Source organism: Roseateles sp. GW835-FHT13E02, assembly GCF_058794035.1.
Map to the genome: position 1 here is coordinate 13004 of NZ_JBXAGJ010000011.1, position 15278 is coordinate 28281.

The window sequence follows — 15278 nt, forward strand, 5'->3', positions numbered from 1 at the left end:
AGGGCCCAGAGCACGAACTGAGGCCCGAGTTTCCGGCAAGCCTTGTTCCGCAGGCGAAGCGCGGGCAAGCTGCGGCTGCGCTGCGGTACAGAGGCAGGATGCTGTTCGGCGTGATTCATCTGAGACCTCGGCTGGCTGGACAGATTTAAGAAGTATTCATATTATTTGCGCAATCATGCAAATAGTCAATTGCCCAAACAGTGTCTCGCTTGAACATCGAAGGCAGCAGCACACCCGTAGAAGCAGACCACCAACAAAGGGCCGGGCTCCAAGCCGCGGGACCGCCGTAAATCCCTGCGCGCAATTGCTCAGGAACACCTTCCAAACCGCCACGAGGCCCCACAAGCAACCGATGCACAACGGCACACGCACAGCCCAAAAGCTTCACATTCACGCCCATCAACCCAAGGACCGCACTGCCATGACAAACACCCGGGATCTCCACATCAAGCCACTGGACGCTCACCAAACGCTGCAAAACGAGACCGACACCTGGCTGCTCGATGTCCGCGAGGGCCACGAGTTGGCTCGTGCTGCCTATGACGTGGTGCGCTGCATCCACATGCCGCTGAGTGAACTGCAGCAACGCCACGCCGAACTGCCACGCGACCGCAAGCTCATCGTCGCTTGCGCCGCCGGAGGGCGGAGCCAGCAGGCGATGCAGTTCCTACTGCACCGCGGCCATGCCCATGTCCTCAATCTGGCCGGAGGACTTTCTGCATGGATCGCCCATGGCCTCCCGGTGCGCACACCCACATAAAATATCTACAATGTGTATTATGTAAAATTACAAGGGCAAACAAATGGAAGCATCCAAGGCATCTCTTGGCTTGAAAAAAGCCGGCTCGAATGAACCGGCTTCTTGTTGGACGCGGCTGAAATCAGTAGCGCCCGCCGCCGAAGCCGCCGTTTCCATAGCCCACATCCGCGCGCTTGGACGCGTTGTAACCGGCTGCGCTATAGCCCCCTGCCTTGGCGCTGTCCTCACGAGGGCGTGCAAGAGTCACCACGATGGAGCGGCCGTCGACGGTCATGCCGTGCAAGGCCGAGATGGCCGCTTGCGCGAACTCGGGCGATGCCATTTCCACGAAGCCGAAGCCTTTGGACGTTCCGGTGTCTCGGTCCATCATGACCCGGGCCGAGGACACGCTGCCGAACTCGGCAAAGTTGCTCTTCAGGCTGGCGTCGGTCACGGAATACGGCAAGTTGCCGACGTAGATTTTGCTGCTCATGAGGGAGCCTTTCTGATGGGGTCGTGACGCAAGGTCACGATGTAGGACGGTCTGGATGTTTGGGGCGCGCACTGCCACTGCGGCGGCTGGACAGGCCCCGTGAGACACCAGGGATCTCAGCACTCGGGCGGGTGCGCCATGCTGGCTTGCAACCAGCCTTGGGTGACCGCCAGGAGGCGGGCGCCTTCGCGTGAGGCAAAGGTCTTGCTCAATCGGAACACACGGCCGGGGCTGCCGTTGCACGGAGAGCCTTGAACCGAAAACGAGGCCCGGAAACGGCCGCAATCGGTGGGGTGTGTCGTGGGCGAAACGACGAACTGGCCCATGGGTATGACGTGATTTGTAATCTTGTGCAATCAAAAAACTGCAGGCCTTGAGCAGGCTGCATGTCCATCGTGTCGCTCGCCGGTATGCCGTGTCGGGACGGTTCCAGCAGGCGCTTCAAGGTCGCTCTACACGACCCCGACGGCTTCGCCTGTGCCCGAGACAGGCGTTCGGGCGAATTTCCCGCAACGCTTTATACCATTCAAAAAGAAAGAACTCTTTTTTTATTATTTTTAGATATTTAAGAAAGGAATCGCAGGCGATCGCTTCAATGCTGCGGAGGTGTCGCAGAATCCTTCGCCTTCGCCCTCTCCTTCTCTCCCTCTCCTCGCTCCCCTCCCACCTCGCGAGTTGCTGTGGCGTCGCCGGGTTCTCGGCGAGCAAGTTGCAGCAAGTGCAGCGAAATCAGAAGACGGCAGAGCGAATGCGCCGCTCACATGTCTCAGTGCAAACGATAGCGGTGCGCATCCTCCAAGCTGCCCCGCACATTGAGGCCCTGGGCCTTCCAGCGCTGGATATGCGGTGCCAGACGCTTCAAAAAGGCGGCCGGGCTGGAATTGGCACTCTGACGCCAGGCCACTTCGGCCACCGCCGCCAGACGCGGGTAGAGCATGAACTGCAGATAGCTTTCGCTGCGCACGTTCTCGGTCCACAGCGGCGCCTCGATGCCCAGCACGCGCTGGCGCTCGGCCTCGCTCAAGCCGTCCGGCATGGGCTCCCAGGCCACGATCTTCTCGACCGAGACCGGGCCGCCGGTGTTGCCTTCCCAGGGTGCGCCCGGTTCACCCAGGCCGGCGGCGTAGTCCAAGTACATGCGGTCGGACGGCGACAAGATCAGCGACTGCCCCTGCCGCAGCGCCTGACGTGCCGCCTCGGGCTTGTCCATTCGCCACCACTGCACGAGCAGCGCAGGATCATCAAGCCCGGCGGCGATCACCTCGTCCCAGCCGATGGGAATGCGGCCATGCTTCTGGATCAGCTGCACGACACGGCGCGCAAAGTCCGCCTCCACCGCCTTGAGCTGCGGCGCTTGATCGGCCGGTGTGAGCTTGCGCGCCAGGGCCATGACCTCGGGCATGTCCTTCCAGCGGGTGTTGTTCACCCAGACCTCGTCGCCGCCGAAATGCAGGTAGCGGCCCGGGAACAGGCGCACCAGATCGCCCAGCAGGGTGTCGATGAAGCGGTAGGTCTCGGGCTTGGCCGGGTTGAAGGTGACGCGGCCGTCAAAGAACTCGGGGTAGGCGCGCGCCGCGGCCCCGCTGTGGCCCGGCATGTCGATCTCGGGCACCACCTCGATATGGCGCGCGGCGGCATAACGCACGATCTCCCGCACATCGGCCTCGCTGAAGTACCGCGCAGGCCCCGTGTTGGGCTGCGAATGACTGCCGCGCCCGCCGACCTGGCTGAGCCGCGGCAGGCTGCGCAGATGCACACGCCAACCCTGGTCGTCGCTCAGATGCAGATGCAAGCGGTTGAGCTTGTAGGCCGCCATCTGGTCGATGACCCGCTTGACGCGAGCAGCATCGTGAAAGTGCCGGGCCACATCAAGCATCAGGCCGCGCCAGGCAAAGCGCGGCGCGTCCTCGATCTCGGCGGCCGGCAGGCGGACGCGGGCATCACCCCGAGGGCGCCAAGCCGGCGGCAGCAGCTGGCGCAAGGTCTGGCCGGCGTAGAAGGCGCCGCTGGCCTCGGCCGCTTCGATGACGAGGGCCTCGCCGGCCATGCGCAAGCGGTAGGCCCCCGCCACGGCCGGCAGATCCTTCGCCAGGACCAGGCGGATCTGCCGGCCCGGGGCGCCGGTCGCCGGTGCTTCACCGGAACGGGCCGGGCGCAGGCCCAGCTCGCGCGCCAAGGCCTGTGCCGGCACCAGCAAGGCCGGATCGGCCCAGACCTGCACTCGCCGGTCGAGCTCAAACGGCGCTTGATCTTCCAGCGCTTGCAGCCGCTGCGGCTGCGGCAGCACCTCAGCCAAGGGAATGGGCGGGGCCGCAGGTGCTGCAGATGCCGCAAGGAGCAGGCCGCAACCCAGGGACAAGGCCCCGAGCAGCAGCGCCTTGCCGGCGGCCTTTGCAAGCATTTCAGTCGATTCAGAAGCCATAGCTTTGGGTCTCGGTCAGGCGCGGCCAGCGGTCGCTGCGGAACGCCATGGCGGGCTGGCCGGCGCGGTTGAAGAGATTGATCGGCTGCGGGTTGTCGAGCCAGCCGTAGCGCAGGGCCTGCGGTTGCGGCACGGCGGGGCTGCTCACGTGCACACGATGCTTGCCGATCAGCTGTGCATGGGCCGGATGAAACACGCCATCGGCGCCGGCTACGGTGAAGCCGCGAATCTCGGCGTCCGGGCAGTACAGGCCGCCCGCAGTTTGGGTGAAGCTCAGCTCCACGGCGGGTCCGCGGATGCGCATGCGCTGCAAGAGCGGGCCGTGGACCCGGCCGTGGACCTGCTGGTTCAGCTTGGCCTTCGGCTTGCCGTTCGGCTTGGCGCTCGGCTTGAGGTTCTTCGCGGATTTCGCGTCTTCGAGGGCCAGCGCCGCCAGCCGCTCACCCAGCTCGCGCTTGTGGCGCGGGTGCAGATTGCCATCATCGGTCAGGTCGCTGCTGAGCACCAGGCCGGTGCGGGGCAGGCGCAGCGCCCTCGCCTGCGCCTCGCGCAGCTCGGCCCAGGCACTGCCCTGCAGGCTGTTGTTCTGCCAGGGCTGATCGGCCGCCAGCTGCACGATCAAGAAAGGAAACTCGCCCTGGCCCCAGCGCTCGCGCAGATCGTTGATGAAGGCCGGCAGCAGGCGCTCGTACTGGGCCGCACGCGGCACATTGCTCTCGCCCTGGTACCAGAGCATGCCGCGAATCGGTAGGCCCTGCAGCGGGCTGAGCATGCCGTTGAACAGCAGCGAGGGCAGATCATTGGGCCCCAGCTCGGGCTTCTCGAGCAGCGATTCGACCTGGGCCCGCCAGGGCCCGGCCAGGCTCAGCGTCTGCCCACCCAGCTGCAAGGCCAGGCCCTCAGGCCGGCCATGCAGACCGCCGCCACCGCCGGTGTCGCGCACGCGCACCGCGATCACATTCAGGCCGGCGCGCAGCAGGCCGGGCGCCAGGGCGTAGCGGCGCGGCTGGTCCCAGCCACACTGGCCGCCCACGGCCTGGCCGTTGACGAAGCTTTCATCGCAATCGTCAATCAGGCCCAGGTTCAGCACGGCATCAGGCGCCGCGGCTTGCGCATCGCTGAGCTGCAGGCTGCGGCGGTACCAGACCGTGCCATCCAGATCGCTCAGGCCTTGGCCTTCCCACATGCCCGGCGCCTGCAGCTGCGGCCAGCGGCTGTCATCCCAATCGGCGCGGGCCCAGTGGGCCAAAGCCTGCCCGGGCTCGCTCGTCCCCCTACCCTGCCAGGCGCTGAGCAAAGCGTCTATGCGCGCCTGGTAGCGCGCCGCAAAGGCCTGCGGCGAGTCCGGCATGCCGACCAGCAAGGGGGCGATATCGGGCTGGCGGGCCAGGGCCTCGCGGCTCATCCAGCTCTCGATCTGGGTGCCACCCCAGGAGACATTGAGCAGGCCGATGGGCACGCCCGGCTGCTTCTGCCGCAATTGCTTGGCGAAGTGGTAGGCCACGGCACTGAAGTCCGCCGCTTGGGGCCCGGTGGCGGCTTGCCAGGGCGCGGGCGCCAGATCGCTCTGAGGCTGGGTGGCGGTGCGGTGGGCCATCTTGAGGTGTCGCAGGCCGGGGTCCTGGGCCGCAGCCGCTGCGGCCGGGCCACCGAAAGAGTCACGCAGCGCCCATTCCATATTCGACTGGCCCAAGGTCAGCCAGACATCGCCGACCAGGACATCACGCAGCGCCAACACCTGATCGCTGCGCTCGCCACGCAGCTCCAGCCGGTAGGGGCCACCGGCCGCCTCCGGGCGCAGCTGCAGGCGCCAGCGGCCTTGGGCATCGGCCTGCACGGTCTGGCGCTGCCCATGCAGGCGCAGCTCGACGCGCTCGCCGGGCTCTGCCTGGCCCCAGACCGGGATGGGCACGGCGCGCTGCAGCACCATGTGATCGCCGAAGACGCCGTGCAGCCGCAGCTCGGCATGCGCAGCCATGCTGCTCAGCGCGGCCAGGACCAGGGCAAGGCGCGCGCCCGCGCGGCTGCACCTCACTGGCCCGCCCAGGTGAAGGTGACCACGCTGTGCTTGGGCAGGGTGTAGGCCAAGCGGCGCGCGCCCTGCCCGACGGTGAAGCGGCGGCTTTGCGCCTCGCCATTGCTGACGATCAGGGCGATGGAGCCATCGTCGGCATTGCGAAAGGCCACCGTTTCCAGGCCACCCAGCTGGGTGGGCGAGGCAATGCGCTGCGCACCGCGGCGCACAAATTTGCTGGCATGAGCGAGGGCGTAGTACTCGATGTTTCGGGTCACCTCACCGGTCTTGGAGTCGATGGTGACCACGCCGCGGCAGTCCTTGCAGCCACCCAGATGGGGCCCGTGGTTTTCGTCCAGCGCCATGTTCCACATCAGCACGCCCTTGGCCCAGCCGCGGGTGCTGCCGATCACCAGATTGCTCATCATCCAGGGCAAGGTCTTGTGCCACTCGGGCGCCCATTCGCCGCCTGAGCATTCCGTGAACCAGGTGTCCTTGTCGGGGTGGGCCTCATGGACCACGGTCTGGGCCTGCACATCGCCGGCATAGCAATGCCAGCCCACGCCGGCCACATAGCGGCGTGCCACCGGATCGGCCAGCACCGCCAGCGGCGACTTCAGTTCGTCCCAGTTGTGGTCCCAGTCGATCAGCTGCGTCTTCAGGCCGCGACGCTCCAGCAGCGGGCCCAGATGCTGGCCGATCACGGCGGCGCGCTCGGCCGGGTCCACGCGCATGCCGGGGTAGTCGGGCGGCTCGAAGTGCGGCTCGTTCTGAATCGTCAGCGCAAAAATAGGCACGCCTTCGGCCGCAAAAGCGTCGACATAACGAACCAGATACTCAGAAAACACGCCATACATCTCGGGCTTGAGGCGGCCCTTGATCAAGCTGTCTGTCTGCTTCATCCAGCCCGGCGCGCTCCAGGGGGAGGCCATCACCTGCAGGCGGGGATTGATGGCCAGGGCCGACTTGACCACGGGCAGCAGCTCGGCGCGCGCAGCTTCGATCGAGAAGGCCTTCAATGCCATATCGGTCTGGCCGGGAGGCAGGTCCAGATAGCTGTAGTGGCTGCGCGAAAAGTCTGAGGCGCCGATGGTCAGGCGGGTCAGATCAAAGCCGACACCCCCCGGCCCGCGGCCGAACAATTCCCCCAGCAAGGCCTTGCGCTGCGACTCGCTCATGCGCTGCTGCATCAGCCAGACCGAGGCATCGGTGAGGGAGGCCCCGAAACCTTCCATGGTCTGAAAGCGCTGGCTGGGGTCGACCTCGATGTGCAGGGGCAGCGCCTTTTGCCCGGGCTTGAAGCGGCTGTCGGGCTCGCGGGCCAGCAGGCGGCTGCGGTCGGCACGCGTCTGCCAGGACGACACGCTGCCGGCATCCGGTGCGGCCTGGGCCACACCGGCACCGGTGCCGGCACTGATGCAGACAGCCAGCGTCAGCACAGCAGACGCAAAACCAGGACGGCTTGAGGAGGAGGATGAAGCAGGAAACAGAAGGCTCATGGAGGGAGTCGGGTCAGAGAACGAAAAGGAACAAGCACCGCATCGGGTGCCGGCGTCCAATCAATCCAGGCGCACGCGCAGCAGCACCGGGTGGTGGTCAGACGGGAAACGGCCGGCCTGCGAATCGCTGAGCACGCCGTACTTGAGCACCGTGATGCCGGGGCTGAGAAAGACGTAGTCGATGCGTGCCGTCATCGGCGCGTCGATCTTGAACGCGTTGAAGGTGCCGACCGGGCCGTAGGGCGGGCTCTGGCTGACCCGGTAGGCATCGCGCAGCGCCGCCTGCATGCGCTGGATCTGCTCGGTCTCGGGGGTCGAGTTGAAGTCGCCCAGGCAGATCAACGGCGCTGTGCCGGCAATCTCCTTGACCTTGAGCAGCAAGAGCTTGGCCGACTCCTTGCGGGCCACTTCACCCTCGTGATCGAAGTGCACCGAGAAGACGAAGAAGCGGCGCTGGCTCTCCCGGTCGCGCAGCTGCACCCAGCTGGCCAGACGGTTGCAGCAGCGCGCGTCCCAGCCTTTGGACGGAACGTCAGGCGTCTGGCTGAGCCAGAAGTCACCACTGCTGAGCGCCTCGAAGCGCGCCTTGCGAAAGAAGATGGCCGAGTGCTCGCCGGCGCGCTTGCCGTCGTCGCGGCCCACGCCGACATGGGCAAACTCGTCCATGCGAGACAACTCGTCGATCTGCTCGGGCAGGCCCTCCTGGGTGCCGAAGACATCGAACTCGTGATACCGGATCAAGGCCTTGACGGCCTCGGCCCGCAGGGGCCAGGCGTTCGGCCCATCGGAGGCCAGATTCAGCCGCAGGTTGTAGGTGGCGATCTGGAAGCTGGGGCTGGGGCCAGCCCCAGCCGCTGCACTCACATTGCAGGCCAGCAGGCCCACCATGGCAAGAACTGCCAACATCCATCTCATGTGCCGCTCCCTGGCCTGAGGGCCTGACAATGTTCGGCGATATAGGCGGCCTGCGTGGGCATGACCTGCACGCAGCGCGCAATCACCTGCCGGATGTGATCGAGCAGCTCCACCGCCTCGGCCTTGGGCGTCTGCTCGGCCAGCGGGTGGTAGCCCCGCGGCTGCAGGCCCTGCCCATTCATCACTTGCAGCCAGCTCAGCTCGGCGAACAGCTCATCGGCCTCGCGCACGATGCGGCCATTGCTGCAGAACAGATCGATCTTGCGCTGCAAGGTCTCGGGCACGGCCATCTGGCGGCAGTGATTCCAGAACGGCGAGTCGTCCCGCGCCGTGGCCTTGTAGTGCAGGATGATGAAGTCGCGGATGCGCTCGTATTCGAACTGGGTCTGGCGGTTGTATTCGGCAATGTCGGCCGCGTCGAGCCCGCCATGCGGGAAAAAACTCATCAGCCGGGCCAGCGCGGTCTGGATCAGGTGGATGCTGGTCGATTCCAGCGGCTCCAGGAAACCACCTGACAGGCCCACGGCCAGGCAGTTCTGATGCCAGGCCTGGTGCCGCCGCCCGGGCTGGAAGCGAATGGAGCGCGCCTCAGCCAGGGGCTTGCCGTCGAGATGGCGCATCAGCAGATCGCGCGCCTCGCCCTCGTCCATGAAGCGGCTGGCAAACACATGGCCGTTGCCGGTGCGGTGCTGCAGCGGAATGCGCCACTGCCAGCCGGCACTGTGGGCCGTGGCCCGGGTCATGGGCAGCAAGGGGCCGGCCGATTCACAAGGCACAGCCCAGGCGCGATCGCAGGGCAGCCAATGTGACCAGTCTTCTAAGCCCACGCCCAAGGTCTGGCCCATCAGCAAGGCGCGCATGCCAGTGCAGTCGAGGAAAAAGTCGCCCTCGATCTGCTCGCCGCTGTCCAGGCGCAGGGCGCGGATGCGGCCGTCTTCGGCCGCGCGCAGCACCTCGACGATGCGGCCCTCACTGCGGCGCGCGCCGCGCTGCTCGGCATGCCGGCGCAGATAGGCGGCGTAGAGGCCGGCGTCGAACTGGTAGGCGTAGGCGATGTCGGCCAGCGGCGAGCCGGCCATCTCGGGCCGGGCGCGCATGAACTTGGCCTGGCGCGGCGCGCTGGTGTTGATGGAGTAATCGTCCAGGGCCGAGGCCAGGCCTTCGCGGCGCAGGCGCAGCCATTGGTGGTGAAAACCAACGCTGCCGAAATCCTGGCCGAAGCTGCCAAAGCCGTGGATGTAGCGCTCACCCAGCCGGCCCCAGTGGACGAACTCGATGCCCATCTTGAAGCTGCCCTGGGTGGCGCGGATGAAGTCGTTCTCATCGAGGCCCAGTGCGGCATTGAAGTTCTTGATGTTCGGAATGGTGGCTTCGCCCACCCCGATGGTGCCGATCTCCTCCGATTCGACCAGGTGGATCTCGTAGCCCGGCGGCAGCAAGGTGGACAGCGCGGCGGCGCTCATCCAACCGGCGGTGCCACCGCCGGCGATGACGATGCGGCGCAAGAGTGGCAAGCTGGACATCGGGGCTAAGTTCCTTGCGATTCGCAGGCGGCGCGGTGGCTCAGAGCCGCTGCTCGCTGGACTGATCGAACAGGGAGGCGCGCGCCAGATCGAGCTGGAAGCTCAGGGCCTGATCGGGCTGCAGCTGCACATGGTCTTCGACGATGGCGGCCAGCAGCTGCGCACCGCACTGGATCCACACCACCTGATGGTTGCCCATGGGCTCGATCAGATGGACCACGCCGCGCCAGGCGCCCTGCGGGTCCAGGCGCACATGCTCGGGGCGGATGCCCAGCAGCACGGCCTGCCCGTCGTGCGGTTGCTGCTGGAAGGGGTAAGCAGCCAGATCGGCGCTCAGCGCACCGCTCAAACCCACCTCGCCGGACGCAGACACGGAGAGCTGACCCGGCACCAGATTCATGCCCGGCGCGCCCAGGAAACCCGCCACAAAAAGATTGGCCGGCCGCTCGTAGACCTCGGTCGGCGCGCCGATCTGCTGGATCACGCCGCCCTTCATCACCACGATGCGGCTGGCCAGAGTCATGGCCTCCACCTGGTCGTGGGTGACGTAAATCATGGTGGAGCCCAGCTTCTTGTGCAGCAGCTTGAGCTCGCGGCGCAGCTCGGCGCGCAGCTTGGCGTCGAGGTTGGACAGGGGCTCATCAAACAACAACACCGCCGCCTCTCGCACCAGGGCGCGGCCGATGGCCACGCGCTGGCGCTGGCCGCCGGAGAGCTGGCCCGGCTTGCGCTGCAGCAGCGGCTCCAGCTGCAACATAGCCGCCACCCGCTGCACCCGGCGCTGCACCTCGTCCTTGGGGCAGCCGGCCACACGCAGGCCGAAGGACATGTTCTTCTCCACCGTCATGGTCGGGTAGAGGGCATAGGACTGGAACACCATGCCGATGCCGCGCTCGCTGGGGTCGGCAAAAGTCATGTCCTGACCGGCAATCTCCACGGTGCCTTCGGCAATGCTCTCGAACTCCGTCAGGCCGGCAATGCTGTGCAGCAAGGTGGACTTGCCGCAGCCCGAGGGGCCGAGCAAGACCAGGAACTCGCCCTCGTGGATCTCCAGGTTCAGGCCCTTGATGACCTCGTGACCGTCAAAACGGATGCACAGATCGCGGATGCTGACGCCACTCTTGGGCTGTGGGCTCGTCGTCGTACTCATTGTTCTCTCAATCAACCTTTGACCGCACCGGCCGCAATGCCGCGCACAAACCAGCGTCCGGAGACGAAATAAACCAGCAGCGGCACCATGGAGGTGAGGATGGTGGCCGCCATGTTCACGTTGTAGAGCCGCTCGCCGGTGGTGGTGTTGATCACGTTGTTGAGCTGCACCGTCATCGGCAAATGCTCGCGGCCGGCGAAGACCAGGCCGAGGATGTAGTCGTTCCAGACCCCGGTCACCTGCATGATGGCCGCCACCACGATGATGGGTGTGGACATGGGCAGCATCAGCTGGACAAAGATGCGCCAGAAGCCGCCACCGTCGATGCGCGCGGCCTTGAACAGCTCCGGCGGTATGGCGCTGTAGTAGTTGCGAAACAGCAAGGTCATCACCGGCATGCTGAAGATCAGGTGCACGGCCACGATGCCCGGCAGCGAGCTGTAGAGGCCCACGGCCGCCATCACCTTGACCAGCGGGTAAATCATCACCTGCACGGGAATGAAAGCGCCCAGCATCAGGATGCCGAAGAGCACGTTGGCGCCGCGTGGCCGCCAGAAGCTCAGCGCGTAGCCGTTCAAGGCGCCGATCAAGACCGGCAGGATGGTGCTGGGCACCACGATGGCGACCGAGTTCCAAAAGCCCGCGCTGATGCCCTCGCAGGACACGCCCGTGCAGACCTCGCTCCAGGCCGCTCGCCAGGGCTCGAGCGTGGCATTCAAGGGCAGCGCAAAGAGCTGGCCCAGTCGGATCTCCTCCATGGTCTTGAAGGAGGTGACCAGCATGATGTAGAGCGGGGCCAGGAAGAACAGGGCCGCCGTCACCAAGAAGGCGTAGATGCCCCAGCGGGCCGGATTGAAGCGACCGCGCGCCTGGGCGCGTCGGGCGGCTTGAGTTTTCATCGTGACAGCAGAGTGGCTCATGCGCCCTTCCCCTTCACAGCCCCAGCGCTTCGAGCACGGCTGCGGGCGTAGAAAAACGGCGCCACCAGGGCCAGCACGGTCAGCAGCAGCACGATGGCGCCGGCCGAGGCCAGGGCCACATTCGCGCGGCCAAAGAGGTGGTCCATGATGAATTTGGCCGGCACATCGCTGGCCGTGCCGGGCCCGCCCTGGGTCATGGCCGCCACCGCGTCGAACACCTTGACCGCTGCGGTGAAGAGCAGCACGAAGACGGTGGCAAACGAAGCACCCAGCATGGGCAGGACGATGGACAGGTAGACACGCCAGGGCTTGATGCCATCGATGCGGGCGGCTTTCCAGATGTCTTCATCAATGCCGCGCAAGCCAGCCAGCAGCAGCGCCATCACCAGGCCCGAGGCCTGCCAGACCGAGGCGATCACCACGGTGTAGATCACCATGTCCTGGTCGATGATCCAGTCGAAAGTGAAGTTCTCGAAGCCCATCTGCCGCACCGCCTGCTGGATGCCGTCGGTGGGATTGAGCACCCATTGCCAGACCAGACCGGTGGCCACAAAGGACATGGCGTAGGGGTAGAGAAAGATGGTGCGCAAGAGGCCCTCGCCGCGCACCTTCTGGTCGATGAACACGGCCAGCAAGAAGCCAATCACCATGCAGGCGCCGATGAAGAGCAGGCCGTAGACCGCGAGGTTCTCCAGCGAGAGCAGCCAGCGCTCGTTGCCAAACAGGCGCTCGTACTGGGCCAGTCCAACGAAGTCGTCCTTGGGAAAGGTGCGCGAGCTGCTCAGGGACACGCGCAGCGTCCAGAGCACCGCGCCCAGATAGCCCAGCAGCACGGTCAGCGCCATGGGCAGCAGGGCGGCCCAGGGCGTCAGACCACGGAGCCGAGAAGCTCGATTCGAAGAGCGGTTCTTGCGAGACATCAGCGCCTGTGCCCTCAGTTGTTGTTGAGGGCGGCGATCAGGTCTTTTTGCACCTTCTCAACCGGGATGTTGCGGTTCCAGTAGGCGGTCACGATGTCCTGCATGGCGCCGTTCTGATCCGGCGTCAGGTAGACCTCGCCATTGCCCAGGTGGCGCGACTTGTCCTTCATGATGGCCACGCCCTGCTGGCCGCAGATGTCGAGCTGGCTGGCATCGACATCGCTGCGCGCCGGGATGGAGCCCTTCTTGATGCTGAAGGCAATTTGCGTGGCCGGCGTGGTGGCCACGGTGGCCAGCAGCTTCTGGGCCTTGATGGCCTCGGGCTGGTTGGTCTTGGGGAAGACCAAGACATCGCCCTGGATGATGTAGGGCGAGTTGGGGCCGAAGCCGGCGATGCAGCCGTAGTCGCGCCCGGCCTCCTGCTTGGCCAGGGCGAACTCGCCCTTGGCCCAGTCGCCCATGAACTGCACACCGGCCTTGCCATTGATCAGCAAGGCGGTGGCGTCGTTCCAGTTGCGGCCCGGCGAGCCCTTGTCCACATAGCTCTGCAGGCGCTTGAAGCTCAGCAGCACATTCTTGAACTCGGGCGACATGATGGCCTTGGGGTCGCGGTCGCGCATGACCTTGAGGTAGAGCTCGCGGCCGCCGACATTGCTGAGCACGGCAGCAAACACCGTGTTGTCCTGCCAGGGCTGGCCGCCATGGGCCAGGCCGATCAGGCCGGCGGCCTTGAGCTTGTCGAGCGCGGCAAAGAGCTCGTCCATGGTCTTGGGCTCGGCCGTGATGCCGGCCTTCTTGAAGGCGGCCTTGGAGGTCCAGATCCAGGCCGGCATGTGGATGTTGACCGGCGCGGCGTAGAAGTGGCCCTTGACCTTGATGACCTTGAGCACGGTCTCCGGCAGCACCTGCTCCCACTTGCCGGCGGCGGCCGCTTCATCCACATGATTCAAGAGCCCCTGATCCACCACATCGAGGAACTGCTTGGAGGTGTTGAACTGGGCCGCCGTCGGCGGGTTGCCACCAACGATTCGGTTGATGGCCACCGAGCGCGCCTGCTCACCCAAGGCCACGGCCGTGTCCTTCCAGGCGCCGCCCGCGGCGCTGTAGGCATCGGCCAGGGCCTTGACGGCGGCCGACTCGCCACCCGAGGTCCACCAGTGGATGACTTCGGCCTTCAAAGGTGCCGCAGCGGCCGTGGTAACAGGAGTCGCAGCAGGCTTGGTCTGCGCCTGCACCACCGCAGCGGCGCCAGTTGCGGCGAGCAAGAGGGCCAGCTTGCCCCAGACAAGGTTCGCGTGTTTCATCGGTCCGTCTCTCCAGGCTGCAGGAACTGGGCATACCACTGGCCGCTGGCCTTCAGGGTACGTTGCTGGGTTTCAAAGTCGACGTAGGCCAGGCCGAAGCGGCGCAGATAGCCCTCGGCCCACTCGAAGTTGTCGAGCAAGCTCCAGGCGAAATAGCCTTTCAAGGGCACGCCGGCAGCCATGGCCCGCTGGGCAGCCGCGAGATGGCGCTGCAGATAGCTGCGGCGCTGTGCATCCTCGACACGGCCGTCGGGCAGCAGCTCGTCCTCGAAGGTCGAGCCGTTCTCGGTCAGGTAGACGCATTTGGGCGCGTAGTCGCGCTGGATGCGGGTCAGCAGGGTGACCATGCCTTCCGGGTCCACCTCCCAGCCGAAGGCGGTGCGCTCCACGCCGGGCGTCTCGACCACGCGGGTGGCGATGGGCGCCACGCCCGGGGCGTTCTCTATCCGCTCAGGGAAGTAGTAATTGACGCCCAGGAAATCGGTGCGCGTGGCGATCTCGCGCAAGTCATTGCTGAGCAGCTGCGGCGCATCCGCCCCCAGCAAGGCCAGGACATCCGCGGGGTAGCCGCGGCCGTGCAGCGGGTCCAGGAACCAGCGGTTGCGCAGGCCGTCGTGGCGGATCGCGGCGGCGGCATCCTCGGCGCTGTCGCTGGCCGGCGAGATCGGGTGCAGGCTCAGGGTGATGCCGACCTGCGCGCCAGGCACCATGCGCTTGATCAGCGGCACGGCGCGGCCATGCGAGAGCAGCAGGTGGTGGCAGACCAGCAAGGCGGTCTTGTGGTCCTTCAGGCCCGGCGCATGGTTGCCTTCGAAGTTGCCGAGGAAGGCGGTGCAATAGGGTTCGTTGTGGGTGATCCAGTGCTTGACCCGGTCGCCCAGGCGGCGCGTCACCAGTTCCGTGTACTCAAGAAAGGCGTCGACCGTGGCCCGGTTGGCCCAACCGCCCTGCTCTTGCAGGGCCTGGGGCAGGTCCCAGTGGTAGAGCGTGGCCCAGGGTTGCAGGCCGCGCTCCAGCATGCCGTCCACCAGGCGGGAATAGAAATCCAAACCCTTTTCATTGACGGCACCGCGGCCCTGCGGCAGCAGGCGCGGCCAGGCGATGGAGAAGCGGTAGGCGTTCACGCCCAGCTGCTTTGCCATGTCCAGGTCTTCGGGCCAGCGGTGGTAATGGTCACAGGCCACAGCGCCGCTGCTGCCGTCGCGGATGCGGCCGGGTTCGCTGCAGAAACGGTCCCAGATGGATTCGCCACGGCCGTCTTCCTGCGCCGCGCCTTCGATCTGGTAGGAGGAGGTGGAACAGCCCCAGCGGAAATCGCTGGGAAAGTCGCGGCGCAGAACGCTGGCGCCGCTGTGGCTGGGGTCGGTCTTGAAGTTCAT

General features: G+C 66.0%; 13 protein-coding genes. 1 reads left to right on the forward strand and 12 read right to left on the reverse strand.

From position 1 onward, the window contains the following. Positions 1-421: 421 nt before the first annotated feature. The gene (locus AC1Q6P_RS12235) at positions 422-760 is read left to right on the forward strand and encodes a rhodanese-like domain-containing protein (RefSeq protein ID WP_492664091.1); all 339 of its coding nucleotides are present in this window, start codon (positions 422-424) and stop codon (positions 758-760) included. 121 nt (positions 761-881) lie between these two features. Here AC1Q6P_RS12235 and rbp read toward each other — a convergent pair whose 3' ends face one another. The 12 genes from rbp to AC1Q6P_RS12295 all read right to left on the reverse strand — a co-directional run bounded on the left by rbp (position 882) and on the right by AC1Q6P_RS12295 (position 15278). Beyond that, entirely contained in the window at positions 882-1232 is a 351-nt protein-coding gene (rbp, locus tag AC1Q6P_RS12240) for an RNA-binding regulator (protein WP_492664092.1), read from the reverse strand. A 116-nt stretch (positions 1233-1348) separates the two neighbouring features. Then, positions 1349-1558 (reverse strand): hypothetical protein, encoded by a 210-nt coding sequence (locus AC1Q6P_RS12245; RefSeq protein WP_492664093.1) that lies wholly within the window; start codon positions 1556-1558, stop codon positions 1349-1351. Between the two features lie 440 nt (positions 1559-1998). Then, positions 1999-3633: a beta-N-acetylhexosaminidase gene (locus AC1Q6P_RS12250; protein WP_492664094.1), complete on the reverse strand. Its 1635-nt coding sequence runs from the start codon at positions 3631-3633 to the stop codon at positions 1999-2001. Positions 3634-3643: 10 nt separating this feature from the next. Then, entirely contained in the window at positions 3644-5632 is a 1989-nt protein-coding gene (locus AC1Q6P_RS12255; RefSeq protein ID WP_492664095.1) for a sialate O-acetylesterase, read from the reverse strand. A gap of 53 nt (positions 5633-5685) precedes the next feature. Beyond that, on the reverse strand, positions 5686-7167 hold the full coding sequence (locus tag AC1Q6P_RS12260; protein WP_492664096.1) for a glycoside hydrolase family 30 protein: 1482 nt from the start codon (positions 7165-7167) through the stop codon (positions 5686-5688). Positions 7168-7227: 60 nt separating this feature from the next. After that, positions 7228-8082: an endonuclease/exonuclease/phosphatase family protein gene (locus tag AC1Q6P_RS12265; protein WP_492703198.1), complete on the reverse strand. Its 855-nt coding sequence runs from the start codon at positions 8080-8082 to the stop codon at positions 7228-7230. Then, the gene (locus AC1Q6P_RS12270; protein WP_492664098.1) at positions 8079-9605 is read right to left on the reverse strand and encodes a tryptophan halogenase family protein; all 1527 of its coding nucleotides are present in this window, start codon (positions 9603-9605) and stop codon (positions 8079-8081) included. The genes AC1Q6P_RS12265 and AC1Q6P_RS12270 overlap by 4 nt, the downstream gene beginning before the upstream one ends. A 40-nt stretch (positions 9606-9645) precedes the next feature. After that, positions 9646-10755: an ABC transporter ATP-binding protein gene (locus AC1Q6P_RS12275; protein WP_171826291.1), complete on the reverse strand. Its 1110-nt coding sequence runs from the start codon at positions 10753-10755 to the stop codon at positions 9646-9648. Between the two features lie 11 nt (positions 10756-10766). Beyond that, positions 10767-11654, reverse strand: a complete 888-nt coding sequence (locus AC1Q6P_RS12280) for a carbohydrate ABC transporter permease (RefSeq protein WP_492703200.1) — start codon at positions 11652-11654, stop codon at positions 10767-10769. A 17-nt stretch (positions 11655-11671) separates the two neighbouring features. Continuing rightward, positions 11672-12595 (reverse strand): carbohydrate ABC transporter permease, encoded by a 924-nt coding sequence (locus AC1Q6P_RS12285; protein WP_492664100.1) that lies wholly within the window; start codon positions 12593-12595, stop codon positions 11672-11674. Positions 12596-12609: 14 nt separating this feature from the next. After that, the gene (locus AC1Q6P_RS12290; protein ID WP_492664101.1) at positions 12610-13899 is read right to left on the reverse strand and encodes an ABC transporter substrate-binding protein; all 1290 of its coding nucleotides are present in this window, start codon (positions 13897-13899) and stop codon (positions 12610-12612) included. Further along, the gene (locus AC1Q6P_RS12295; RefSeq protein WP_492664102.1) at positions 13896-15278 is read right to left on the reverse strand and encodes a GH1 family beta-glucosidase; all 1383 of its coding nucleotides are present in this window, start codon (positions 15276-15278) and stop codon (positions 13896-13898) included. The genes AC1Q6P_RS12290 and AC1Q6P_RS12295 overlap by 4 nt, the downstream gene beginning before the upstream one ends.